25 protein-coding genes are annotated in these 26793 nt (G+C 38.7%); 6 read left to right on the top strand and 19 right to left on the bottom strand.

Annotated features, from left to right (window positions below; translation table 11 throughout):
• Positions 1–28: 28 nt before the first annotated feature.
• The 6 genes from CKV69_RS04180 to CKV69_RS04205 all read right to left on the bottom strand — a co-directional run bounded on the left by CKV69_RS04180 (position 29) and on the right by CKV69_RS04205 (position 7073).
• Positions 29–1405 carry a tyrosine phenol-lyase gene (locus tag CKV69_RS04180; protein ID WP_005722479.1) on the bottom strand — a complete coding sequence of 459 codons (1377 nt, stop codon included), beginning with the start codon at positions 1403–1405 and terminating at the stop codon, positions 29–31.
• A gap of 480 nt (positions 1406–1885) precedes the next feature.
• The gene (locus CKV69_RS10800; RefSeq protein WP_256365445.1) at positions 1886–2017 is read right to left on the bottom strand and encodes a hypothetical protein; all 132 of its coding nucleotides are present in this window, start codon (positions 2015–2017) and stop codon (positions 1886–1888) included.
• A 189-nt stretch (positions 2018–2206) separates the two neighbouring features.
• Complete coding sequence (gene argG, locus CKV69_RS04190) at positions 2207–3544, bottom strand: argininosuccinate synthase (RefSeq protein WP_005722481.1); 1338 nt, start codon at positions 3542–3544, stop codon at positions 2207–2209.
• A gap of 55 nt (positions 3545–3599) precedes the next feature.
• The gene (locus CKV69_RS04195) at positions 3600–4460 is read right to left on the bottom strand and encodes an SDR family oxidoreductase (protein ID WP_038641870.1); all 861 of its coding nucleotides are present in this window, start codon (positions 4458–4460) and stop codon (positions 3600–3602) included.
• A gap of 71 nt (positions 4461–4531) precedes the next feature.
• Positions 4532–5392, bottom strand: a complete 861-nt coding sequence (locus tag CKV69_RS04200; protein WP_014326122.1) for a phosphoribosylaminoimidazolesuccinocarboxamide synthase — start codon at positions 5390–5392, stop codon at positions 4532–4534.
• Between the two features lie 100 nt (positions 5393–5492).
• Positions 5493–7073 carry a phosphoethanolamine transferase gene (locus CKV69_RS04205; protein WP_025248483.1) on the bottom strand — a complete coding sequence of 527 codons (1581 nt, stop codon included), beginning with the start codon at positions 7071–7073 and terminating at the stop codon, positions 5493–5495.
• Positions 7074–7180: 107 nt separating this feature from the next.
• Between CKV69_RS04205 and prfC the strand changes: the two genes are divergently transcribed.
• Positions 7181–8761: a peptide chain release factor 3 gene (gene prfC, locus CKV69_RS04210; protein ID WP_014326123.1), complete on the top strand. Its 1581-nt coding sequence runs from the start codon at positions 7181–7183 to the stop codon at positions 8759–8761.
• 222 nt (positions 8762–8983) lie between these two features.
• Positions 8984–9463, top strand: a complete 480-nt coding sequence (locus tag CKV69_RS04215; protein WP_005716668.1) for a Dps family protein — start codon at positions 8984–8986, stop codon at positions 9461–9463.
• A 127-nt stretch (positions 9464–9590) separates the two neighbouring features.
• Here the strand turns inward: CKV69_RS04215 and CKV69_RS04220 are convergent, their stop codons facing one another.
• The 5 genes from CKV69_RS04220 to CKV69_RS04245 all read right to left on the bottom strand — a co-directional run bounded on the left by CKV69_RS04220 (position 9591) and on the right by CKV69_RS04245 (position 14761).
• Positions 9591–12455, bottom strand: coding sequence for a valine--tRNA ligase (locus CKV69_RS04220; protein ID WP_014326124.1), 2865 nt, complete (start codon positions 12453–12455; stop codon positions 9591–9593).
• A 60-nt stretch (positions 12456–12515) separates the two neighbouring features.
• Positions 12516–13034 (bottom strand): hypothetical protein, encoded by a 519-nt coding sequence (locus tag CKV69_RS04225; protein ID WP_005751608.1) that lies wholly within the window; start codon positions 13032–13034, stop codon positions 12516–12518.
• A 129-nt stretch (positions 13035–13163) separates the two neighbouring features.
• Positions 13164–13661 carry a thiol peroxidase gene (gene tpx, locus CKV69_RS04230; RefSeq protein ID WP_005716672.1) on the bottom strand — a complete coding sequence of 166 codons (498 nt, stop codon included), beginning with the start codon at positions 13659–13661 and terminating at the stop codon, positions 13164–13166.
• A 209-nt stretch (positions 13662–13870) separates the two neighbouring features.
• A complete protein-coding gene (locus CKV69_RS04240) occupies positions 13871–14323 on the bottom strand; it encodes a DIP1984 family protein (protein ID WP_005716673.1) in 453 nt (150 codons plus the stop codon).
• A 9-nt stretch (positions 14324–14332) separates the two neighbouring features.
• Positions 14333–14761 carry a DNA polymerase III subunit chi gene (locus tag CKV69_RS04245; RefSeq protein ID WP_005716675.1) on the bottom strand — a complete coding sequence of 143 codons (429 nt, stop codon included), beginning with the start codon at positions 14759–14761 and terminating at the stop codon, positions 14333–14335.
• A 250-nt stretch (positions 14762–15011) separates the two neighbouring features.
• Between CKV69_RS04245 and fumC the strand changes: the two genes are divergently transcribed.
• Complete coding sequence (fumC, locus tag CKV69_RS04250; RefSeq protein WP_005722516.1) at positions 15012–16406, top strand: class II fumarate hydratase; 1395 nt, start codon at positions 15012–15014, stop codon at positions 16404–16406.
• 95 nt (positions 16407–16501) lie between these two features.
• On the top strand, positions 16502–17110 hold the full coding sequence (locus CKV69_RS04255) for a chalcone isomerase family protein (protein ID WP_005716679.1): 609 nt from the start codon (positions 16502–16504) through the stop codon (positions 17108–17110).
• A gap of 36 nt (positions 17111–17146) precedes the next feature.
• On the opposite strand, the gene ycfP is transcribed toward CKV69_RS04255, so the two are convergent.
• Positions 17147–17686, bottom strand: coding sequence for an alpha/beta hydrolase YcfP (gene ycfP / locus CKV69_RS04260; protein ID WP_014326126.1), 540 nt, complete (start codon positions 17684–17686; stop codon positions 17147–17149).
• Between the two features lie 15 nt (positions 17687–17701).
• The gene (locus tag CKV69_RS04265) at positions 17702–18628 is read right to left on the bottom strand and encodes a RimK family alpha-L-glutamate ligase (RefSeq protein WP_014326127.1); all 927 of its coding nucleotides are present in this window, start codon (positions 18626–18628) and stop codon (positions 17702–17704) included.
• 159 nt (positions 18629–18787) lie between these two features.
• On the opposite strand from CKV69_RS04265, the gene CKV69_RS04270 reads away from it, so the two are divergent.
• Positions 18788–19051 (top strand): GrxA family glutaredoxin, encoded by a 264-nt coding sequence (locus tag CKV69_RS04270; RefSeq protein WP_005716684.1) that lies wholly within the window; start codon positions 18788–18790, stop codon positions 19049–19051.
• 122 nt (positions 19052–19173) lie between these two features.
• Positions 19174–20496 (top strand): amino-acid N-acetyltransferase, encoded by a 1323-nt coding sequence (gene argA / locus CKV69_RS04275; protein ID WP_005722522.1) that lies wholly within the window; start codon positions 19174–19176, stop codon positions 20494–20496.
• Positions 20497–20530: 34 nt separating this feature from the next.
• Here the strand turns inward: argA and manA are convergent, their stop codons facing one another.
• The 6 genes from manA to manX all read right to left on the bottom strand — a co-directional run bounded on the left by manA (position 20531) and on the right by manX (position 26468).
• Positions 20531–21733 carry a mannose-6-phosphate isomerase, class I gene (manA, locus tag CKV69_RS04280; RefSeq protein WP_005751612.1) on the bottom strand — a complete coding sequence of 401 codons (1203 nt, stop codon included), beginning with the start codon at positions 21731–21733 and terminating at the stop codon, positions 20531–20533.
• Between the two features lie 11 nt (positions 21734–21744).
• The gene (locus CKV69_RS04285; RefSeq protein WP_014326128.1) at positions 21745–22200 is read right to left on the bottom strand and encodes a DUF986 family protein; all 456 of its coding nucleotides are present in this window, start codon (positions 22198–22200) and stop codon (positions 21745–21747) included.
• A 207-nt stretch (positions 22201–22407) separates the two neighbouring features.
• Positions 22408–23526, bottom strand: coding sequence for a porin (locus tag CKV69_RS04290; protein WP_014326129.1), 1119 nt, complete (start codon positions 23524–23526; stop codon positions 22408–22410).
• Positions 23527–23814: 288 nt separating this feature from the next.
• Positions 23815–24651, bottom strand: a complete 837-nt coding sequence (locus tag CKV69_RS04295; RefSeq protein WP_005716706.1) for a PTS mannose transporter subunit IID — start codon at positions 24649–24651, stop codon at positions 23815–23817.
• Positions 24652–24665: 14 nt separating this feature from the next.
• Positions 24666–25469, bottom strand: a complete 804-nt coding sequence (locus CKV69_RS04300; protein ID WP_005716709.1) for a PTS mannose/fructose/sorbose transporter subunit IIC — start codon at positions 25467–25469, stop codon at positions 24666–24668.
• Positions 25470–25493: 24 nt separating this feature from the next.
• Positions 25494–26468, bottom strand: a complete 975-nt coding sequence (manX, locus tag CKV69_RS04305; RefSeq protein ID WP_014326130.1) for a PTS mannose transporter subunit IIAB — start codon at positions 26466–26468, stop codon at positions 25494–25496.
• Positions 26469–26793: the final 325 nt, after the last annotated feature.

A 26793-nucleotide genomic window follows, 5' to 3' on the forward strand; every position in this document is an offset into this window, starting at 1 on the left:
TGCTTTTCAGCAATGCCCTAATGAGAAATTACGCTTTCGGTTCAAAACGCGCCGTAAAGAAACGTAATAATTTAGGCTCATACACCATATCAAGACCTTTAATGTCATCTCTGTGTTTAAAGAGTTTAATAATGGTGTCAGCAACATGATCTAAATGCGCATAAGTATAAACACGACGTGGGATAGTTAAACGCACTAATTCTAATTTAGGCGTATGGTTTGCACCGGTTTTCTTATCACGACCCGCCGATACAATACCACGTTCCATTGAACGTACGCCACCCTCAATATAAATTTGCGCAGCAAGCATCTGTGCTGGGAATTGTTCTTGTGGAATATGTGGAAGGAATTTCTTCGCATCTAAGAATACCGCATGACCTCCCACTGGTTTCACAATCGGCACACCCGCCGCTTCTAATTTATCCGCGAGGTAGTAACATTGTGCAACACGGTGCTGGATATAGTGGAAATCGACAGATTCCGTAATACCAATTGCCATTGCTTCCATATCACGACCAGCTAGTCCACCATAAGATGGCATCCCTTCAAAGAGCACCACGAGTTCACAAGCTTGTTGATAAAGATCATCATCATTAATACATAAGAAACCACCAATATTCACAAGACAGTCTTTTTTACCACTCATGGTACAACCATCTGCATAACTCATCATTTCTTTTAGAATATCTTTGATGGTTGCATCTTTATACTCTGCTTCACGCTCTTTAATGAAGTACGCATTTTCTACACAACGTGTGGCATCAAACATCACTTTAATACCATGTTTGCTACATAATGCTTTTACTTCACGCATGTTTGCCATACTCACAGGTTGTCCACCCGCTAAGTTTACGGTAACCGCTAAACAGATGTAAGGAATTTTATCCGCACCCACTTCATCAATCAGTTTTTGTAATTTCTTCACATCGACATTGCCTTTGAAAGGTAAATCAATTTGTGAATCATGGGCTTCATCAATAATAATATCAACGAAAGTCGCCCCATTACGCTCTTGGTGCGCGCGTGTTGTAGTAAAATACATATTACCCGGTACATAATCGCCCGGTTTGATCATAATGGTTGAAAGTAAGTTTTCTGCACCACGACCTTGGTGAGTTGGTACGACATATTTGAAACCATAATATTCTCTGACCACGTCTTGTAAATGCATGAAGTTACGGCTACCTGCATAAGCTTCATCACCGATCATAAGACCCGCCCATTGCTTATCACTCATGGCTGAGGTACCACTATCGGTTAATAAATCAATATACACTTCTTCTGAATTGAGTAAAAACGTATTGTAGCCTGCTTTTTTCATGTAGGCTTCACGTTGCTCACGAGTCGTCATTGCAATCGGTTCAACAGCTTTGACTTTATAAGGTTCTGCAGGATAGTTTCTCATAATCTTTCTCCTAAAATGATCATCAATAATATTAATAACATTTACCGAAAAGAAAACTAAGATCTTGTTATTAAACAACTTTTACCACTAACAACCCTTACTTCTTCAAATGGATTGTAAATTATTATTTACACTTTTCTCAATATAAAATTGTTCATTTTTTGAACGCGATCTCAAAAATAAAAAAATTTTTTTCATCATCTTGAAAGCGGTGGACAAACTTGCTATTTTGGTGCGTCTTAATATAGGGTAAATAAAAACAAGAACAATTCTTAACAAAGAAAAAATCATCACATCATCTAACTAGAGAGCCTAAATATAACAATGAAATAGCTATTTTTTATGCCGTTATTTCAGGTCGTCGTGGAGAAGGGAAAACAGGAAGCATGAAGGAGCAAGGATTAACTCCTTTTGATATGTTAGTTGGGAATTTAACGCATAGAGGCGGCTAACCCGCCCCTTTTCTTTCCAGCCTAGTAATTAGGCATGCTTGACTTGTGCACTTACTGTTGCTTCTGTATGCAGTGCGGCTTTCTGTTCTGAACGATCAAACACCACTAATGCAGCAAGAAACGCAACAATCACACCGACTTTGATAATATTTATCATCATTTACCTCTTAAATCATCAGTCCGAAAAAAGCGCGAATTATAACCAATGAAAAATAAGATGTCTATATTTTGTGCTGTAGAAAAATAAAAAAGGTAGTTCAGAAAGTCTGTAAAAAAATACCGCACTTTTCAGCGCCAATTGGGCAAAGTGCGGTCTATTTTTTAAAACTTTCTCAGCACAAAAAAGGCATTAACCTTTCTTATTTAGTTGTGGCAAGAAAGAATCTTTTGAAATACTGAGTAAGCCTGTTTGCGTGTAAATACCTAACTTATCCCGCGTATCTACGATATCTAAGTTGCGCATCGTTAATTGACCAATACGATCAACAGGATCAAATGGCGCATTTTCCACTTTTTCCATACTTAAACGCTCTGGCATATACGTTAAATTTGGTGATTCCGTATTCAAAATGGAATAATCATTACCACGGCGTAATTCGAAAGTCACCTCACCGGTAATCGCACGCGCAACCCAGCGTTGTGCCGTTTCACGTAACATTAAGGCTTGTGGATCGAACCAACGACCTTGGTAGAGTAAACGACCTAAACGTAAGCCATTAATACGGTATTGTTCAATCGTATCTTCATTATGGATACCACTCACTAAGCGCTCATAGGCAATATGTAACAACGCCATCCCCGGTGCCTCATAAATACCACGCGATTTGGCTTCAATAATTCGATTTTCAATTTGGTCTGACATACCTAAACCATGGCGCCCACCAATACGGTTTGCTTCGAGGAATAATTCAACATGATCGCTGAATGTTTTACCATTTAACGCCACAGGAATCCCCTCTTCAAAGCGCACAGTGACTTCTTCAGCTTTCACTTCAACATCATCACGCCAGAATGCCACACCCATAATCGGTTTTACAATACGAATACCCGTATTTAAAAATTCAAGATCTTTGGCTTCATGGGTGGCACCTAGCATATTTGAATCTGTTGAATAGGCTTTTTCCACTGACATTTTGTATTCAAAGCCATTCGCAATCAAGAACTCTGACATTTCATGACGACCGCCTAATTCTTCGATAAATTGATTATCTAACCATGGCTTATAAATTTTAAGATTGGGATTAGTTAATAAACCATAACGATAGAAACGCTCAATATCATTACCTTTGAAGGTACTGCCATCACCCCAGATATTCACATCATCTTCACGCATCGCAGACACTAACATCGTTCCCGTTACTGCACGACCCAATGGGGTAGTATTAAAATACGTTACGCCACCTGTTGAAATATGGAAAGCACCGCTTTGAATAGCCGCAATCCCTTCGTGAGCAAGCTGTGCACGGCAATCAATTAATCGGGCATTTTCCGCGCCATATTCCATCGCCTTACGCGGAATTGCATTGTAATCCTCTTCATCTGGTTGACCTAAGTTCGCGGTATAGGCATAAGGAACAGCCCCTTTTTGACGCATCCATAACAATGCTGCACTGGTATCTAAACCACCTGAAAACGCGATACCGACTTTTTGACCTTTTGGAAGCTGCTGTAAAATTGTGTTTGACATACTTGACCTTTATTTAAAATAATTACGCAAAAAAAGTGATTAAATAATCACTTTATTATTTCAAAAACCCATCGGAAAGTCCACCGCTCTTTTCCTCATTTGGTAACATCAAATAAGGATCGGGATATTGGTAAACAAAATCAATCTCCTGACAAATCTTATCAGACACAATAATTCTGACAGGATCTTGTTCCGAACAGATGAAGTGCGGTGTGGCTACACCGAGTTTTTCCGCCATCGCAGAATAATATTCTGCTTTAGTTGGATGCTTAGGCGCCACCACATGATATAAGCGCTGATGGCTAGGCGTGTCAAGTAATAATTGAATTGCTCTAGCACAATCATCAAAATGCACTAAATTCACCGGTGAATTACCAGCTTTGACGTCTTTACCTGCCAATGAATAAACGGGATGACGATCATCACCAATCAAACCACCAAAACGAATAATATCGCAATCAATATTTTTCAATTGGAACAGCCACTCCTCGACTTCCACTAAGGCTTTTGCTATTTCAGATTGAGGCTGAGGTGAGCAAGATTCGTCGAAGTACCCAGAATGTTCCGGAAAAACAGAAGTGGAACTAATAAAAATGAGATGACTCACACCATGTAGCAACGCTTCGTTGACTAAGTGTTGAATGCCTTGTACATAATGTTGCGGATCGAAAAAATATTGGCTTGGTGGAATGTTGATTACCAATGAATCCACTGACAACAACAACGTTAAATCATCAGGATCGGCATTAATTTCAGGGGTAAGCTCTAAAGGGTATGCTTCCAAACGAACCAAGCGCATTTGCTCCGCCCCTTCGTGCGTGCGTTTACTGCCTTTGACTTCCCAACCTAAATTTTTCAAATGACGAGCTAAAGGTAAGCCAAGCCAACCTAATCCCACAATTGAAACCGATTTCATAATTCTCCTCATGAATGTTGCTGTTGAAAAAAAGCTTTCTCCCCGCCAAGGGAAGAAAGCCCATTTTCACTTTATTTTGTTAATAAATCCAAAGCCTCTTGGTATTTATTAACGGTTTTTTCAATCACCTCCGCAGGCACTTTCGGTGCGGGAGGTTGTTTATTCCAACCGCTCGTTTCTAACCAATCACGAATAAATTGTTTATCAAACGACGGTGGATTAATGCCTTCTCGATACGTCTCAACAGACCAAAAACGGCTTGAATCTGGCGTCAACACTTCATCCATTAAAGTGAGTGTACCATTTTCATCTAAACCAAACTCAAATTTCGTATCACAAATAATAATGCCCTTGCTTAGTGCATATTCTGCAGCGGCTTGATAAAGCGCGATCGCTTTTTCTTTGACTTGTGCCGCTAGTTCTGCACCAATTAATTGCTCACATTCGGCATAACTAATATTCACATCATGATCGCCGACCTCAGCTTTACTGGAAGGCGTAAAAATAGGTTCTGGTAATTTGCTGGCTTCGACTAGCCCTTCTGGTAATGCTAAACCACAAATTGTGCCTGTTTTTTGATAATCTTTTAAACCACTACCAGTTAAATAACCGCGTACAATAGATTCAATTTTAATTGGGGTCAAACGTTTGCAGACAACAGCCCGATCTTTTACCTTATCCGCCTCTTCTTTTGGTAACACACCATACACGGTGTCACCAGTAAAATGATTCGGCATAATATGGGCGAGTTGATTAAACCAAAAATTCGAAATTTGCGTCAAAATTTCCCCTTTACGAGGAATCGGATCGTCCAAAATCACATCAAAGGCTGATAAACGATCAGTCGCCACCATGAGCATACGTTTATCATCAATTTCATAAAGATCACGCACTTTACCTGAGTAGATTTTTTTAAGACTAAGCTGTGTCATCTGTTTGCACCTTTATATTTTGTATTATAAAAATCGGTTCATATTGTACCGCACTTTATGTAGAAAGATAAGCAAACGTTTGCATTTTTTGTTGACTATGTCATTTTTTAGCCGAGTCTTTTGGTAAAGAATCAAAAATAATATAGTTTTCCCAATCAAAAACTATAGTTGGTTTTTTATCTACATCATTGGAAAAGAAAAGATAAGGTAATTTTAATGACTCCTCATCAATTCCCAACCATTCCGAGAAAGCATTAAGAAAAAACATACCACTTCTTCTAGCATCTATCTTAATTTGTTTCAAATCATCACTTGATATTTTAACTAAAGGAACTGAAAAACTTTCTTGATACTCATTGCCTACATGAAGAGATAATTTATCTTTCCTTGTATTATAATGCTGTAGCCCGTGATCTGAAAAATAAATAACCGAATAGCTTCCTAATTTTTCTAATCTAGCAATTAATCTCTCAAGGAATAAATCTGTTTGCTTAAATGTTTCTAAATAACATGTCATATCTTGATTAATGAAGTATATCTCAGGTAAAGAGTTCAAACGCATACAAAAACTAGGATGAGATCCCATTAAATGAAAAACAAATAAATTTTTTTTACTATTGTCTATTTCTAATAGATATTCATCAAAATATTCTAATAACTTAAGATCTCGAGTTTCAGAGTCATCATATCCCCCTTTTTTAGTAAATATATGATGTTTTGCAAGGAAACCTATTCTAGATGCAACAGTATCATGATTACCTAATACTCCTTGATTAGATATCCAATATGTATCAAATCCTGCACTATTAGCCAAATTAATAATATTATTATTTGGTTTAATTTCATAATTATTCTTATCATAAAATGAATGAAGTAAAGATGGTTGAGTATTAGGTGCTGAAGAAATATAATTAGTAAAAACAATCCCTCTTGTTCTTTTCAAAAATGGCGTTGTTTCAATAGGATATCCGTATAATGACATATAGTCAGCCCTCATACTCTCTCCAATAACTAAAACATAATTATCATATTTTGAATTAACAGATTGGATTTTCCAATCCGGCTCAATATTTATACCATACTCTAACATTTCTTTCTGATTAAAATAAGAAAATGTAAGATAATATATATTACTAACAAGTTGTATAGGGTAAACTCTAATATTTAAGACAGAGAAACCACTCCCTTTTACATATTCCTTCACTGGTTTATAAAAAGTAACTAATAATAAAAATAACAACAATAGTAAAATATTTTTAAATTCTTTATTCTTATTTCCTAATTTACTATATAAAACCAATCTATATAAAATAAAAAAACCAAAAGAAAAATAAACAAATATAGAGATAAATTGATAATAAGAAATCGTAGAAATATACTCTATACTTTCACTTAAATTACTTTCAAAAATCGAAGCAATAATACTTAAGTTAATCCCTTTATATAAGTATAAGGGAATCATCATCCCGACAAGTAATGTATAAAAACAAAACAATAATATAAATAATCTTAATGATAAGTGATATATAAAAATCCAAAAAATAAAACTTCCGAGCAGACTTAAGAAAGTTAAGGAAAGACATAAAATAAAGTGAGAAACAAAAACATACACTCCAAGTAAGCAAAACAAAAAATATTCTTCTTTGCTTATCCTTGAGAAGATGAAATCCAATTTCATCATGATAGCTCCTATGCGCATTTCTAAATGTTTTTAGATGAGTGGTATATCGTTACATTTTATGCGAAAATAATAAACTTTCAACATTAATCGTATAAATAATACTTAAAATGAGTTATCCACAACAAGTAAACAAACGTCGCACCTTTGCGATTATTTCTCACCCCGATGCGGGTAAAACCACCATCACTGAAAAAGTCTTACTGTACGGACAAGCGATTCAAACCGCGGGATCGGTGAAAGGAAAAGGGTCTAGTACTCATGCCAAATCCGACTGGATGGAAATGGAAAAACAACGGGGTATTTCGATTACCACATCAGTAATGCAATTCCCTTATAACGATTGTCTCGTGAATCTTCTGGATACTCCAGGACACGAAGACTTCTCAGAAGATACCTACCGCACGTTAACCGCTGTTGATAGCTGTTTAATGGTGATCGACAGTGCCAAAGGGGTGGAAGAACGCACGATTAAATTAATGGAAGTTACTCGCTTGCGTGATACCCCTATTTTGACTTTTATGAACAAATTGGACCGTGATATTCGTGATCCAATGGAATTGTTAGATGAAGTAGAAAACGTATTAAATATCCACTGTGCACCGATCACATGGCCAATTGGGTGTGGCAAATTATTCAAAGGGGTTTACCACTTATATAAAGACGAAACCTATTTATACCAAACGGGTCAAGGACATACGATCCAAGAAAAACGTGTGATTAAAGGGTTAGATAACCCAGAACTTGATGCTGCTGTTGGTGATGATTTAGCTCAACAGTTACGTGATGAATTAGAACTTGTACAAGGCGCATCTAACGAATTCGATTTAGACGCATTTTTACAAGGTGAATTAACCCCTGTGTTCTTTGGAACAGCATTAGGTAACTTTGGTGTGGATCATTTCTTAGATGGCTTAACCCAATGGGCACCCTCGCCACAATCACGTCAAGCAGATAGCCGTGCAGTAGAAAGTAGCGAACAAAAACTCACCGGTTTCGTGTTTAAAATCCAAGCCAATATGGACCCAAAACACCGTGATCGTGTGGCATTTATGCGCGTTGTATCTGGCAAATATGAAAAAGGCATGAAACTACGCCATGTAAGACTAGGGAAAGATGTGGTCATTTCCGATGCCTTAACTTTTATGGCGGGAGATCGTTCTCATGCTGAAGAGGCTTATGCGGGCGATATTATTGGTTTACACAATCACGGTACGATCCAAATTGGTGATACCTTCACGCAAGGCGAAGAATTAAAATTCACTGGGATCCCAAACTTTGCGCCTGAATTGTTCCGTCGCATTCGTTTAAAAGATCCACTCAAACAAAAACAATTATTAAAAGGCTTAGTGCAACTTTCAGAAGAAGGTGCGGTGCAAGTTTTCCGACCTCTCATGAATAACGATCTCATCGTAGGTGCGGTGGGTGTACTTCAGTTTGATGTGGTGGTTTCACGTTTAAAATCAGAATATAACGTAGAAGCGATTTATGAAAACATCAATGTGGCGACGGCACGCTGGGTTGAATGTAGCGATGCGAAGAAATTCGACGAATTTAAGCGTAAAAATGAGCAAAACCTAGCGTTAGATGGTGGCGATAATCTGACTTATATTGCGCCAACCATGGTGAACTTAAATCTGGCACAAGAACGTTATCCTGACGTCAAATTCTTTAAAACCAGAGAACATTAATAAATAAATAAAAGTGCGGTCGAATGTTGAGACCGCACTTTTTGCACATAATAACCTTTCAAAAATCAGGTATTCATTTATATTACCTATCAAATTTATTATCACGAACAATTTCCTTTCTTTGCTGATTAAGCGTATGATATACCCATACACGCCATTCATAAGTTTTATTTGAATGACATCTGAGATTACCTAAAATAACTAACTATTGGAGGAATAACGATGGCAACAGCAATCGGTTTATGTGCAGCTTCATCAGAAAAACTGGCAAAAGAACTTAATAACTTACTCGCAAACTATCAAGTATTTTATACTAACGTACGCGGCTATCACTGGAATATTAAAGGGGTCAATTTCTTTGAATTACACGCAAAATTTGAAGAAATTTATGACGATTTAGTGGTGAAAGTTGATGAAATCGCAGAACGTATTTTAACCTTAGGTCACACGCCAAATAACGCATACAGCCAATACCTCAGCGTTTCAACAATCAAAGAAGATATTGGTGTGAGCACCGCAAAAGAATGCTTAAAAGGCACTTTAGAAGGTTTCAAAGTGTTATTAAAACAACAACGTGAAATTTTATCGCTTGCAGGCGATGCAGACGACGAAGGTACTGCTTCACAAATGAGCGACTACATCAAAGAACAAGAAAAATTAATTTGGATGTTTACTGCAGCTTGCGAAAGTTGTAACGCATAATCCAATTAATGCTTAATAAAAAATGCGATGAATGTCATGTTCATCGCATTTTTTATGGCCATTTCAGGAGTACTCGCTAAGGAGCAAAATAAAGGGCAAATAAATTTGCCCTTATTTATGATTAACGCTACAACGCCTCAATCGCCAAATACTGCTGTTTGAGTTTATTTAACCCTTCTGCGTATTCCGCCATTTTGGCTCGTTCTTTTTCAATCACTGCCGGTGGGGCTTTCGCCACGAAAGCCTCGTTTGCGAGTTTGTTTTCAATACGTTGGATTTCGCCTTGGTATTTTTCAATCTCTTTATTCAACCGCGCAAGTTCTGCTTCTTTATTGACAAAGCCTGCCATTGGTACAAGTAATTCTGCGTTGTTGACCAATTTTGCCACTGAAAGTGGGGCATCTTCCCCAGCCTCAAGCACACGGATAGCATCTAATTTTGCCATCGCTTGGATTAAAGTGCGGTTGTTTTCCAGTGCGTTTTGATCCGCTTCTGACAGATTACGCAATAATAAATCTAAGCCTTTACTTGGTGGAATGTTGCTTTCTGCGCGGATATTACGCACCGCAACAATTACTTCTTTCATCCAGTTGATTTCCGCTTCGGCTTGATAATCCAAGGCACTTTGCTCAAATTGAGGGAAAGCTTGGAGCATAATGGTATCGCCACTTACTCCCGCAAACGCTTTCACTTTATGCCAAATTTCTTCCGTGATAAATGGCATCACTGGGTGTGTTAAACGCAATAATTTTTCTAGCACGTTGATCAAAGTTTGGCTCGCCCCACGTTTTTGCGCTACGCTACCATTAGCAAAAACAGGTTTCGTCAATTCCAAATACCAGTCACAGAATTGGTTCCAGGTGAACTCATACAAGGCGGTTGCACATAAATCAAAACGGAACTGCGCTAAGGCATTGCGGAAGGCTTCTACCGTACGATTAAATTCGGACTGAATCCAACGATCTGCTACAGAATATTCCACGCTGCCTTCGCTGAGATCTAATTTATCATTGGTTAACACAAAACGGCTTGCATTCCATAATTTGTTACAGAAATTGCGATAGCCTTCTAAACGTTTCATGTCCCAGTTAATGTCACGCCCGTTTGTCGCTAACGCCGTCAAAGTGAAACGCAAGGCGTCTGTACCGTGTTCCGCGATACCTTCTGGGAAGGCTTTGATAGTTGCTTTGGCAATTTTTTCCGCCAATTGCGGCTGCATCATGTTGCCAGTGCGTTTTTCTAGCAAGCTTTCCAGATCAATACCGTCAATCATATCTAATGGATCAATGACGTTGCCTTTTGATTTGGACATTTTTTGTCCTTGCTCATCACGAATCAAGCCAGTGACATACACGGTTTTGAATGGTACTTGTGGTTTGCCGTTTTCATCTTTCACAAAATGCATGGTGAACATGATCATACGTGCCACCCAGAAGAAAATGATATCAAAGCCAGTGATCAACACATCTGTTGAGTGGAACATTTTCAGATCTGGGGTTTGTTTTGGCCAACCGAGGGTAGAGAACGTCCATAAACCGGATGAGAACCACGTATCTAACACATCTTCATCTTGTTTTAATGGCAAATCCGCAGGCAAGTTGTGTTTTGCTCGCACTTCCGCTTCATCTCGTGCCACATACACATTACCCTGCTCGTCATACCACGCAGGGATACGGTGTCCCCACCAAAGTTGGCGAGAAATACACCAGTCTTGAATATCACGCATCCAAGAGAAATACAGATTTTCATATTGTTTTGGTACGAATTGGATTTCGCCGTCTTCCACCGCTTTCACTGCCACTTCGGCAAGCGGTTTCACGCTCACATACCATTGGTCAGTGAGCATTGGCTCAATTGGCACGCCACCACGATCGCCGTAAGGCACTTTCAAATCGTGCGGTTTAATTTCGTCTAGTAAACCCAATTCCTCAAAATCCGCCACGATTTGTTTACGTGCGGCAAAACGCTCCATTCCTTGATATTTGGTTGGAATAAGTGCGGTGTAATTTTCAAGAATTTTGCTGTCTGACCCGATGATTTCCGCTTCGGCACGAATATCCGCATTTAGGGTCATCACGTTCACCATTGGTAATTGGTGACGTTTACCTACTTCGTAGTCGTTGAAATCATGTGCTGGAGTAATTTTTACCACGCCTGTACCAAATTCACGATCAACATAATCATCAGCAATAATTGGAATCTCACGATTGGCTAAAGGTAAAACAACCGTTTTGCCGATAAGCGATTGATAGCGTTCATCTTCAGGGTGCACCGCTACCGCTGTATCACCTAACATGGTTTCTGGACGGGTGGTTGCTACCACTAAATAATCCTTCCCATCTGCCGTTTTCGCCCCATTGGCTAATGGATACCGGAAATGCCAAAGTGAGCCTTTGCTTTCTTTGTTTTCTACTTCGAGATCAGAAATCGCGGTGTGTAATTTTGGATCCCAGTTCACCAAACGTTTACCGCGATAGATCAAACCTTCTTCGTGTAAACGCACAAACACTTCTTTTACCGCATCAGACAAGCCCTCATCCATGGTGAAACGCTCACGATCCCAGTCGATTGAGTTACCTAAACGGCGCATTTGTTGGCTAATTGTGCCACCTGAATAGGCTTTCCAATCCCAAATTTTATCAATGAAGGCTTCACGCCCGTAATCATGGCGAGTTTTGCCTTCTTCTGCCGCGATTTTACGCTCCACCACCATTTGGGTCGCAATCCCCGCGTGGTCAGTACCTGTTTGCCATAAGGTGTTGTGCTCTTCCATACGATTGAAACGGATTAAAATATCCATCAAGGTTTGTTGGAAAGCGTGTCCCATGTGCAAGCTCCCCGTGACGTTCGGCGGAGGAATGGCAATCGAATAACTTGGTTTTGAAGTATCTTCTGACGGTTTAAAATAACCGCTTTCTTCCCAGTGTTTATACAGGGCTTGTTCCACTGCAGATGGCGTAAAACGATCTGCCATTTCGAAGTTTTGTGTCATTGTTTTTTCTCTTTTATCTCTCAATTTTATTGAATCGCTTGGCATACAATGCCTTAATACTTATTTATTCTCTTCAACGATGTTCTTTTTTATCTCATCGACGTGATATCTTACCCAAGTGTTTTCAGGGATCTGGTGTGTTTCTCGAATAATCCGGTTCGGCAAAGTAAATCGAATGCTTTGCTGATTTTTATCCTGCCAATACCACAATAAATAAACTGGCGAGGTACGTTCTTTTAGCCATTTATCCAAAATCCCTGCGTAATCCTCCACCTGTTGTGATCTTTTGTGTGCTAGCTGCTTTTCTTTATCATGCAAACGACGTTGAATAGCAGGTTCACTTAATCCTTTACGACGCCATTTTTTAATAGTTTGTGCGAGCAAATTTTGATCGGCTTCTACATGATCTGTATTTTGAATTATGCCACAAGCGCACATCCCATTGCTGATGTCATAACAAATCAGATTTTGTTGACTCTCATCAAAAACAATATCTGTTGCAATCTTGAGATGAAATTGCCGTAAACTACCTAATATTGCGGCTGTTTTTTCAGTAACACATAATAAACGCCAACACATATCCCATGCCCAGCAAAATAATATATTAAATTAAAATTACTAAATGGTGTCAGACGATTACGAAAAACATCAAAAGCGACAATCAATGTCGCTTTGATTTATCCTTTGATTTCAAAAGGAAAAATAAAATTAAAGCACCGCTAAGGCTGCGTCGTAATTTGGTTCTTGTTTGATTTCTGGTACTAACTCACTGTGTAATACACGGTTATTTTCATCTAATACGATTACTGCACGGGCGGTTAAACCAGCTAATGGACCTTCAACAATATCCACACCTAATTGTTTGTGGACATCTTTATTGCGGAAAGTGGATACCGTGAAGACATTTTCTAGACCTTCTGCGCCACAGAAACGTGCTTGTGCAAAAGGTAAATCCGCTGAAAGACATAATACTGCGGTATTCGCTAATTTTGCTGCTTGTTCATTGAATTTGCGTACAGATGTCGCACAAATCCCCGTATCAATACTTGGGAAAATATTTAAAATTTTACGCTTACCCGCGAAATTGGCTAAAGTCGTATCTTCTAATTTTGCACTCACCGTAGTGAAATCTGTAACTACATCGCCAACTTGCGGAAATACACCTGAAACTTCAATTTCTGTGCCTGCTAATGTAATTTTACTCATAATCATGTCCTCTTTTATTCATCAGATTAAATCCCCTATCCCACCCATTTTTACTCAGATCAACACGGGGTTGTTACAGTACACTGTTTTTGTACGATTTCACTTGTACGGAGCAGAAGTTGTTCAGAAAAATGAACGGCTCTTCGTTCCCATAAGTGTGTTTTTGTGTTCGCCTCTGACTAAAAATACCTAAAAATTGACCGCACTTTCTACAAATCGTATTGCCAATTTGCTTGTTGAATAAACACATCAAGCTCACGATGCGCTTTGGCGACTTGATCTGCTTGTTGACGAATCGCTTTAATATCTACCGCAGAAAGCATTTTAATTTCACTACGACTATAACGATCTTGCTCCGGTAACGCAGCATCCGCCAATTTCATTAAAGTAGCATGTTCCTCTTTTAAACGATCACGCTTCGCCAACGCTTCAACCATGTTCATGCCATTGGCTAAGCAAATTTGATGATTGGCTTGATTAATCTCTACCACTAATTTCTCTAATTGATCCGCCACGCTTTGATATTCAAGCAATAAATCCGCGGGATGCTCTGCTGGCTTTTCGCCTTCTTGATATTTTGCATTTTGCTGTAAACGCTGATTCAGTTGCGCCAAACGGCGTTGGGCATCTGCACGTTGCATGAGGGCTTCAGCTAATTTCATCATCTCCCCTTACTTGATTTGCTCTGTTGATAATTGCCAGCCAAGTTGTCGTAATTGTTTATAACGCTCTCTGGCTAGCACTTTTAAATGCTCTTCCACTGGCACAAAATCAATCACCTGTGTAAAACTGCTGACATAATCTGGTACCTCTGCCTGTAAATTAATCAAGAGATCTCGGCGTTGCGCATTACGCTTACCTTTCCAGCTCACCTCAATCGGTGTAGCATACGTCGTCACTTCACCTGATAAATTATGTGGCACAAACTCATCTGCCTCTCTTGCCCATAAGGCTTCATCAATATCCAACGCTTGTTGTTCAGTTTCGCAAGCAATTAACACGCGCTTACCAAGACGCCACGCGGATGCGGCAAAATCACAAGCCATTTTTTCCATTTGTGCTTGCTCGCTTAACAAATAAAATTGCGCGTGTTTAGACATCGATCACTTAGCTCCTGAGTCAAAGGTATAACTTGATGATTTTATCGAAAAAGTCACAGAAGATAAAATACTAATTCGCAGATTTAGGATTTTCTTTTGTGTTTCAGATTACACGTCAGAAAATAGACCGCACTTTATGATCTAAATCACAAAACTCAGTTTTGCCGCTTGGGATTGATTCCACATCTAACCCGCAAGTGTTAGAATCTTCCCATTCATTTTCTTCATATTTAAACAAAGAGGTAACACTATGACATTTCGTATCGAAAAAGACACTATGGGTGAAGTACAAGTTCCTGCCGATAAATATTGGGCAGCGCAGACTGAACGCTCACGCAATAATTTCAAAATTGGACCTGAAGCCTCTATGCCAAAAGAGATTATTGAAGCCTTTGGTTATTTAAAAAAAGCAGCCGCTTATGCTAACCATGATTTAGGTGTATTACCAGTGGAAAAACGGGATTTAATTGCACAGGCTTGTGATGAGATCCTCGCCAATAAATTAGATGATCAATTTCCTCTCGTCATTTGGCAAACCGGTTCCGGTACACAATCCAATATGAACCTTAACGAAGTCATTTCAAACCGTGCCCATGTTTTAAATGGTGGTAAATTAGGTGAAAAATCCATTATCCATCCAAATGACGATGTGAACAAATCTCAATCTTCAAACGATACTTACCCAACAGCAATGCACATCGCGGCGTATAAAAAAGTCGTTGAAGTCACTATTCCTTGTGTAGAACGTTTACAAAAAACCTTAGCGCAAAAAGCAGACGCCTTTAAAGATGTGGTGAAAATTGGGCGTACTCACTTAATGGACGCGACACCATTAACCTTAGGTCAAGAATTCTCTGCTTATGCTGCCCAATTAGATTTTGGCTTACGCGCATTGAAAAACACGCTGCCACATTTAGCACAATTAGCGCTAGGCGGTACTGCAGTGGGTACAGGTTTAAATACACCGAAAGGTTATGATGTGAAAGTGGCAGACTACATTGCAAAATTTACAGGCTTGCCATTTATCACCGCTGAAAATAAATTTGAAGCGTTAGCCACCCATGATGCCGTTGTGGAAACGCACGGCGCATTAAAACAATTAGCGGTATCCTTATACAAAATCGCAAATGATATCCGTTTATTAGCCTCTGGACCACGTTCTGGTATTGGTGAAATTTTAATTCCTGAAAATGAGCCGGGCTCTTCTATCATGCCAGGTAAAGTTAACCCAACCCAATGTGAAGCCATGACGATGGTATGCGCGCAAGTACTCGGTAATGACACCACCATTTCCTTTGCAGGTACACAAGGTCATTTCCAATTGAACGTATTTAAACCAGTGATGGCGGCTAACTTCTTACAATCTGCTCAATTATTGGCGGATGCTTGTGTGTCCTTCGATGAACATTGTGCAGTCGGTATTGAACCAAACTTCCCTCGCATCAAAAAACAACTTGATGATTCATTAATGTTAGTGACCGCCTTAAATACACATATCGGTTACGAAAATGCGGCGAAAATCGCGAAAACCGCACACAAAAATGGGACAACATTAAAAGAAGAAGCAATCAACTTAGGCTTAGTTACAGCTGAACAATTTGATGAATGGGTACGTCCAGAAGATATGGTTGGTAGCTTAAAGTAATTTAAGTAAAACACAGCAAGGCGAACGTAAAGTTCGCCTTTTTTTTCTTTGTTTTGTTATAATCAGCACCATCAACTTTTTGTAATAGGTTTATGATGAAAATTAACACATTTCTATTTTCACTATTCTGTTTATTTTCTAGCACACTTTCTGCCCAATGGTTAAACGTCGGTAAAGCAGATTATAACTGGGGGCCTTTCCATGTTTATACAATCAGTCTTTATACTGAAACAGGGAAGTATGAAGAAAATATTCGCCCTTTAATGCTGACTTTTACTTATGCTAAGCCTATTGAAGGTAAAAATTTTGCCATCAGCTTAATTAAAGAAATTGAAAATCTGAAACTGAAAGAGATTGATACTAAACATTATCTCAACGCCTTAAAAGCGCTTTTCCCAGATATTTCACCGAATGATGTACTGAATTATATTGCGCTCGAAGAACGAGGCTACTTTGTATTAAATGATACGATTTTAGATCAAGAGTTTGATGCCACTTTTACACAAGCATTAATTAGCATCTGGCTCTCGCCTAATACGAATTTTCCCAAATTACAACCTAAATTATTAGGTGATGAAAAACCAGAAAAAGAAGAGAAATTCCAAAATACTACGCCGAAAATCGCGCCTTTGACGGAAGATTCAACAAATCCAGAATTGCCCCCCAATTACCCATTAGATAATCGGGAAAATGAGGTGTCATAAACGCAAAAGACGACATTTTCTGTCGTCTTTTTTCTTTTAACTTTGTTTAAAGGCTTTAATACGTTGTAAATGGTGGGAAATTTTTTTGAATTTATGAGTTTCAACATCATCCCAAACTATCTCATAAAATGGCGACAAGAGCGCTGCACTCCGTTGAGAATCGAGTATCCCATCTTCTTTAGAAAGAAAAACTAAGCATTTTCCCTTATTTTTTTCTCGGAAATTTTCTACACATTTTGTTTCAATATCTTTATATTCTTCAGGACGATCAATTTTCCCTGCCATATTTTCATAAGGGAAAAGATTCGGATTAAAAATTGCCTGTTTGATACCACACAAGAAACCAATCCGTTCAGACCAATAGCCACCTAGTCCCACACCACAAATTAAAGGCGCAGGATCCTTACTTTCCGAAACCAATTTATGTACTTCGTTCAAAAGAAATTGCATGTCATGACGTGGATGCAACGTACTGTAATTAACAAAACGGACATCCTCATCAATAAATTTCAGTTGCATCACTTTTTCATGATTGCCTGGGCTACTTGAATCAAACCCATGTAAATAAATAATCATTTATGACTCCTCAATTTAAACGATTGTCTTTGTGACATTTTGCAATGCCTGATATTTTTTCTCAAGGTGTACGATCATTTGCAATGCAATATCAATACCGCTGGTTTTTTCAATCATCTCTAAACCCGGACTGGCGTTTACTTCAAGGACTAACGTCCCCCGTTTAGCACGAATGAGATCCACTCCCGCGACATCTAATCCTAAGGCTTTTGTTGCCTTGACCGCCATCGTTTTTTCCGCTTCAGATAAACTCACTTTTTCCGCCAAACCACCACGATGAAAATTAGCGCGAAATTCGCCATTCTGACTTATCCGTTGCATACTGGCGACAACTCGCTCACCAATTACAAAACAACGTAGATCTGCCCCATTCGCTTCTTCAATGAATTCTTGTGCAAGCACTGACACGTCTGCCTGCTTTAATGTTTCTAAAATACTGACCGCACTTTGCCTCTTCTCAGCCAAAATCACACCAATACCTTGCGCCCCAGACAACGTTTTTAAAATAGTCGGCGATTGCACATATTGCATAGTACTCGGTGCCTGAAATTCGGGTCCGGCTAACAGCGAATGAGGTATCGCGATGCCTTGTGCCATCAACATTTGTAAGCTTTGCCATTTATCGCGAGCTTGTAAAAATGCTGTGGCAGAATTCAAACAAGGGACATTTTGTGCTTCAAAATGGCGTAAAACTGCACAGCCCATTTTGGTGCTTTGAGAACCAAAACGCGGAATAACAGCATCGTAATTTGACAAGCGGCTAGGCTCGTGCTCCATTGTAGCTTGATAGATAAGCTCAAAGTGCGGTGAATTTTCAGAAAGTTTCAACAAGCAACGATTGGGATCAAGAATATCCATTTGGTGTCCACTATTTTCGGCAGCTTCTTTTAAACGTTGACAGCTATATAATCGTGGCTCACGACATAACATTAATAATTTCATAACTATTCACGAGGAAACAAAAACAGATAATAAGTGATTATATTACACTAAGCGAAGTCAGGCTGAAAAATACTTTATTCTTTTTCTTTGTATGAGGTAAAATGTGTTCCGTTTTGATCGCTATCAGATCATTTTTTTCATTCAAACAAGGAAATATGTATGTTCGTCGTCATCTTTGGGCGCGCAGGTTGCCCGTATTGTGTACGTGCTAAAAACTTAGCCGACAAATTAAAACAAAGCTTACCAGATTTCGATTATCGCTATGTCGATATCGTTGCAGAAGGCATTTCTAAAGCGGATTTATCCAAATCAGTTGGGAAACCCGTTGAAACTGTACCACAAATTTTTATTGATGAAAAACCGATTGGTGGCTGTACAGATTTTGAAGCCTTAATGAAGGCACAATTCAATATTGTTGCGTAATGCAACGCCAAAAATGCGATGAACACCTCATCGCATTTTTTATTGCACCAAAATTCTGCTTGCATAAGATAATAAATGAATATAAATTCAGTGAAAACGAATAAGTATTAAAGGAGTTACCGATGCGCAGTACAGAATTAGTTCATTGGTTTAGACAATCAACCCCTTATGTCAATATGCATAGAGGCAAAACTTTTGTCATTATGCTTGATGGGGACACTATTGCTTGTCCAAATTTTGTTAATATTATCAATGATATCAGCCTGCTACATAGTTTAGGCATTAAGTTAGTTTTAGTGTTTGGTGCACGTTATCAAATCAATGAGCTGTTACAGCAACATCAGATTGAATCGGTCTATCATAAAAATATTCGTATTACTGACTTAACCAGTTTAGAACTGGTGAAACAAGCTGTGGGTAAGCTCAATTACGATATTGCTTCACGCTTATCACTACGTCTCCCTCATTCTCCTTTAATTGATGTGGTCAGCGGCAACTTCGTATTAGCACAACCTATTGGCGTAGATGACGGCATCGATTATCAATTAAGTGGCAAAATTCGCCGTATTAATACAGAAAGTATCCAGCAACAATTAGATCGTGATGCGATTGTCTTAATTGGACCAATTGCACCTTCTGTTACTGGAGAAAGCTTTAATTTGCCTTTCGAAGAAATTGCTTCACAGCTTGCTATTAAGTTAAAAGCTGAAAAATTGATAGGCTTTTCCGCAACACAAGGCATCTTAGATGAAAACAACCAAACAATCAGTGATCTGTTGCCGCAAGATGCCGAGCTTTACTTAGCTAAACTGATACAACAAAACCAATATCACAGCTCTCAAGCTCGCTTTTTACAAGCAGCTATTGAGGCTTGCCGATTTGGCATAAAGCGTTCACATTTGATCAGTTATGAAGAAGATGGCTCACTGTTGCAGGAATTATTTACGCGTGACGGGGTTGGTACTCAGCTATCCATGGAACATTCCGAAACCATTCGCTTAGCGACGGTCAGTGATATTCCCGCGTTACTCGAATTGATTCGTCCACTTGAACAGCAAGGAATTTTAGTCAAACGCTCGCGCGAACAATTAGAAATGGAAATTAGCCAATATACGATTATCGATCGCGATGGTGTGATTATTGCTTGTGCTGCCTTAAATTGCTATGCCGATGAGAAAATGGCAGAAATGGCTTGTGTGGCGGTTCACCCAGATTACCGTAATTCTTCGCGTGGCGATATTTTATTAGAAGCTATCCAAAAACGGGCTAAACAACTGGGAATTGAAAAGCTGTTTGTTCTCACAACGCGTACAGTACATTGGTTCCAAGAAAGAGGTTTTCAACTCGCAGAGATCGCAGATTTACCAGACAAAAAACGTCAACATTATAATTATCAACGTCGTTCCAAAATCTTGATTCAAGCGCTACAAAATAAAAAAGGCTAACTACGTTAGCCTTTTTCTCTTTTCGCTTCTTTACTTAAGGCAGTGCAGAAATGACACAGTAGCCCTCTTCCAAACCTGTGATTTGATAGCCAGTTTCACTCTCAATAAAAGCTGATTCACCCTGTTTTAATTCAAGTACCTGCGTGCCTTGAGAAAGGGTAAGCTTTCCTTTCATCACTAACAAAATTTGTGCACTTTGCGCCTGGCAGGACTGTGTTTGTCCTTGACAATAGTTAAATCGAGTAAGCGCAAAATCTTTAGCAGGAGTATGGTAAGTAAAATAAGCCTGTTGTGCTGGTGCCACTGGAATAATCTCAGGTACCACTTCACGACAATCAATAATCGCTAGCAAGGCTTGGATATCCACATGTTTTGGGGTTAACCCACCACGAATCACATTATCTGAACACGCCATTAATTCAATATTTTGTCCACGTAAATACGCATGAGGAATACCCGCATCTTGGAAAATGCCCTCGCCTTCGCGTAAGTGCACAATATTAAATAAATAAAAGCAAACAAGACCTGCATCCAATTTTGACGGTGCAATCGCCATCGCCTCCATCGTATAAAGAACCCAATAATCTGGATTGCTCAGCTCAAGTTGATTCGCGGCATATTTCGCTTTATTTTCTTCTATAATCGGCAATAACCATTGAGATAACTGTTCTTGATCTGCTTGCATAATGTCAGCATAAAAAGCATGCATATCTTGTTGTACAAGCTTCGTTGCCAGTCCTTGTAAAGAAGGACGTGCATTTAAGGTTGCAAGCATAGCCTGTTTCGTTTTAAACCCATGTAATAACCAAAAATCGGATAATGCAATCATCATTTCTGGCTTGTGATTATTGTCTTTATAAGTACGAATAGGACTTGTTAAGGCAATGCCTTGCGCATTCTCTTGCGCAAATCCAATCTCTGCCTGTTTTTTTGTCGGATGTAATTGAATAGACAAGGGTTTTGCCACATCTAAAATCTTTAATAAATAAGGCAATTCTGAACCAAACTGGGACAGGCTCTTGTCGCCAAGTGCGGTTGGTTTTTGAGCTAAAAATGTAGCTAACGACGTTTCTTTGCCCTCAACATCAAGCATAGACGGTGCTGACACATGTGCACCTAACCACCACTCTGCATAATACTGTTCTGTTTCTTTTTTCATCCCAAGTAAGGCAGGTAAATAGTCTTTCCCGCCCCAAACGTAATGCTGTAAACGACCTGTTAATTGATAAATTCCCATATATTCCCCTGTTATTTATAACCACCAAAAAATTGAATAACCTGTTCACGATCTTGATCTGTCAACAAATGCACTAACAAACGTTTCCCATTTTTCATGTCAATCACAAGAATATTATTCTCTGCCAAATTCACCTGATGAATATCAGCATATTGAAAATAAATATTACCGAAGAAAAACCCTTTCTCTTTTAAGAGTAACATGGGGGCGCGAATAAACGCCGCATACACACTCAGTAAAATTAAAGCAGTTAATAAGTACAGAGTGGCCGACGAAAGATTGGTATAGGTTTGGTAAATGATAATGCCTATTAATAGACTAAAAATTAACGCATCCTTTTGTCCCTGCTTTTTCAGATGTACCTTAAGTAAGGTTTTTCCTTTCCAACAGTCCATGAAAAACTGATCGTAAAAAGCATAAAGTAAAAAGCAGAAAATACCCAAACACAGTAAGACGTTTATTATCATCAATTATATTACTCACAAATAACTTACTTAGCTTTATTTTACAAAAAAGAGATGAACGCATTCAGCCTTTTTTATTTCCCTATCTGATTAGAGATTAGAAGAAACCAACACGAAAGTCGTTAAAGTCCGCACGGAAGTATCAATAAATTTGCTAAAAAAGATAGACATGATGTCTATCTTTTTATACGTCACTTTCCCAATAGAAAACTAGAAAAATACGCGTAACCCTACCCCTAATTTATTATTTTTTACCTGATTGTTTGTACTGAATACTTTTACAGTTGGATTAACTTGATAATCATAAATATCAGAGGTGGCTTTCGCTTTCTCATACGCATATTCAACGTAAGCTAATACATTCTTATGCAATTTATAATCTGCACCCACAATCAACGTATCTACGCTTTTTTTCCAATTATGCACCACTAGGTAGTCAACTTCAGTACCAAATGCTAGATGATTTTTGACTTTTAAATTATTCCACTGAACATACACTTTTGACGGTTCAGTCACTTGATAAGAAACGGATACGAGTAAATTCTGTATCGTTTTTTCTTTTGTATCATGTTCTTTACTGATCATTTTACCATATTCCGCGCCAAAACTCATAGAACCATACACAACTTGTGCAGCCATTCTCCAAGTAATATTAGTATATGCAGTTCGCGTACTCTCATAATCATATTTATTCACGCCATAACCCGCTGCCAAATTTAGCATTAAATCCTGCGCTAACCCACGGCGATAGAATAACGACGTTTGATAAGCATATTTATCTTCATAATTACCTAGCGGATTATCTTTAACTGAAGTTTTTTTGTTCGCATTACCAAATACATAATCCAAACCTAAACTAAAACCGTGCCATTCTACTGAACGGAATTTAATAGATTTCTCAGCAGAAATTAATAAATTATTGTCAGCACCCCAAGCATAAGCATTATCATTAAGCTGGACATCATCCCCATTGGTAGCTTGTTTACCCAAAGTTAAAGTACCTATCCCTTCATAAGCTAAACCCGCGAATAACTTATTGGTGGTCGGATTACCAAATTTGCCTGAGGAAAATACATTATCCTCACTATCAAATCGGATTTCTAAACCACTTACTGCACTTAAACCACTCCCTAATTGATGAGTCACTTTCATGTCTAAACGAGAATCATCATTTTTTAAATCCACCCTTTTATTTTTTTCTTTAGCGAGTAATACTCGAACAGATCCCCCAAGCTCGACAGTCGTGCCATCGTTATGATAAATAATGCTGGCATGTGCTGAAGTAGCAAATACGACTATTGTTGCTAGTGCGATGATTGTTTTTTTCATTAATGTTGATCCTCTTAAAACTTAGGTTATGTATAAAGCAGGATAATTTTTATAATAAAATCAGTTACTTTATATCACGTTCAATTCTCACCCTCTCAAACCTATATGTCAATTTAATCCACTAAAGTAGATTAAACTTCTTGTTGCTAGCGCACATTCATTAAATAACATTCAGAAATATCAAGAATAATTAAAATATAAATTATTTATATAAAAATAATGTATTCAATAAATAAAAAAAGCCCTATATTTTCAGTATAGGGCTTAAAAATTAATCGACTATAAAGACTAAGCTAAAATGCCAGTCCATGCACCAAAAATACCGATGGCAAAGAAACCAATAATAATCCACAAGGCATTGACCCGGTTACGTAATAACCACATACAAGCAAAGGTCAACAATAATGGTAATAAGCCCGGCATTAAGCTATCTAAAATGGTTTGAATCGTTTCCACTTTGGTGCTGCCATCTTGCATTTGAATATTGGCAACAACAAAAGGAACGTTGATACTGGTCCATTTCTGAACAAGCGCTCCCATGATAAATAAACCAAGAATTGACGCGCCTTCAGTCAGTTTTTGCAGTAAACCACCGCTCATATCACCGACTACATCGAGACCTTTTTTATAACCATAGGTCACGCCAAAATAACGGGTAGCTAAACGCACAAGATTAAACAATACAAAGAACAAAATTGGACCTAAGATATTACCGTTAATCGCTAATCCGGCACCTAATGCCGCGAATACTGGACGCGCGGTTCCCCAATAAATCGGATCACCCACACCAGCTAACGGTCCCATTAAACCGACTTTAATCCCGTTGATTGCTGCATCGTCAATTTCTTTACCATTTGCACGTTCTTCTTCCATTGCAATGGTGACGCCTAATACTGGCGCGGCAACGAAAGGTTGTGTATTGAAGAATTCTAAATGGCGTTTGATGGCATCTTTACGTTCTTGTGAGTTTGGATCAGGATATAAACGTTTGATAACCGGTACCATTGAATAGGCAAATCCAAGCGCTTGCATCCGCTCAAAGTTCCAAGACCCTTGGAAAAGATTAGAACGACGTACTACTGCATTTAAATCGCTTTGCGTTACTTTTTTCATTTCAGTTGTCATTGTTGTAATTCCTATTAATCTAATCTGTTATCAAGATCGTTGTTACCATTGCTCACCACTTGTACCACTTGCTTACTTTGGTTGTATTTCGGGTGAAGCTGAATATAAAGCACTGCCATGATCGCGCCTAATACCCCTAATGCCACTAAGTTAAACTCAGTGAAAGCTGCAATCACAAACCCTGCATAGAAGAATGGCATTAAATGCCCTGCACGCATCATATTGATCACCATTGCGTAACCCACGACAGCAATGAATCCACCCGCTATTTTAAGCCCGGTCGTCACCACATCAGGAATCGCACTTAACATAGTTTGAACCGTATCTGTTCCCGCCGTCATGGCAACAATTAATGCAGGGATTGCAATACGCATAGCTTGTAATAACAAAGCGGAACGGTGAATCCAATCTAATTTATTCAAATCACCGCTCTCAACAACATTATCCGCGGCATGTTGGAAACCAACCGTAATCGCACGGACAACATAAGTTAAGACTTGACCGGCTGCCGCCAATGGAATCGCAATCGCAATACCAGTTGAAATATCTTGACCACCGACAATAACCAGAATAGTCGATACAACAGAAGCCAACGCCGCATCCGGCGCTAATGCTGCCCCGATATTCATCCAGCCTAAGGCTAACAATTCAAGCGTACCACCAACAATGATACCCGTCTTAATGTCACCTAAGACAAGACCAATTAACGTACAAGCAATCAACGGACGGTGTGTTTGCCATTCATCCAAAATCGATCCCATTCCTGATACACAAGCAACGAGAAAGACAAGTACAATTTGTAAAGTTGAAATTTCCATTCTAATTTCCTTTTCTTAATATCATTAGATGAGATTATTTTTCTTTAATAAATCCATCATATACTGACGGCTATCATTTGAGACTTTACGCACATCAAGCTCAATGTTTTGTGCATCCAGTTTCTTAAATGCCTCAATATCTTTATCATCGACAGCAACCGCACTGGTGATCATTTTTTTGCCATCTTTATACGCCATACCACCAACATTAATTGATTTAAACGCCACACCTGCTTCCATTAAACGGACAACATCGGTCGGATTAGTAAACAATAACATCATACGCTCGCCCGCATATTCTGGGTTGTTATATACACGGATCATTTTTTCTACATCCACGACATGTGCAGTTACGCCCGGCGGTGCAACACTTTTCAACATGGTTGAACGTACACTGTCCTTAGCCACATCATCATTGACTACAACAATACGGCTCACTTTACTTTCTTTCGTCCAACGGGTTGCGACTTGACCATGAATTAAACGGTCATCAATACGTGCCAAACCAATTTCTAAATGCCCAACACCATTTGCGGTAACAATTGTCGGTTCAACGGTTTTTTCTTCCACATTTTGGACTGGTGTTGCGACTTCCTCTTCCTCATAGCGTAATGCACGCACACCGGTGCGACCCGTTTCAAGCGCAATCGCTACCAGTTCAGGTAATGTTGGTCCATCATCACGTGCCATAAAGGTTTCCACTAACATCGGGACATTTACCCCAGTCACAATATCCATATTTGGCTTGCCATCAGCAACGCGATTTGCCGCATTAAATGGACTGCCACCCCAAGTATCCACTAAAAACAACACCTCATCACAATGGGATAAAGTGGTTGATAGTTTTTCTTGGTATTTGGTCATGATAGTTTCAGCATTTTCTCCTGGAACAAAATCGATAGTAGCAACATTGTCTTGCTCACCAATCAACATTTCCGTAGTTTTCAGCAATTGCTCTGCTGCTACCCCATGAGTCGCTATCATAATAGCAATTGTCATTGTTTGACTCCTTATAAAAATTAAAAATCAAATAGAGTTATCTGAGCGCGAATTATAGAGTAAAGGATGAAATAACGATGTGATTTAGATCACAATTTAATGGTATAGTTACGTTAAAAATGTTGTACATGTCACATTTTTGACCAATTTTATGGCGTATTACACCATTCTCAGCGCAGTTAAAAGTACTTCATTTGCTGATTTAAAAAATTATTCAAAATTTTTAACATTTCAATAACATAATCATTTAAGAAAAATAATATAATATTTTCATTCGCTTTATTCTTGCAAAGCCGTCAAAAATCCGTAAACTACGCGGCAATTT

The sequence above is a fragment of the Pasteurella multocida genome (assembly GCF_900187275.1).
Taxonomy (GTDB): domain Bacteria; phylum Pseudomonadota; class Gammaproteobacteria; order Enterobacterales; family Pasteurellaceae; genus Pasteurella; species Pasteurella multocida.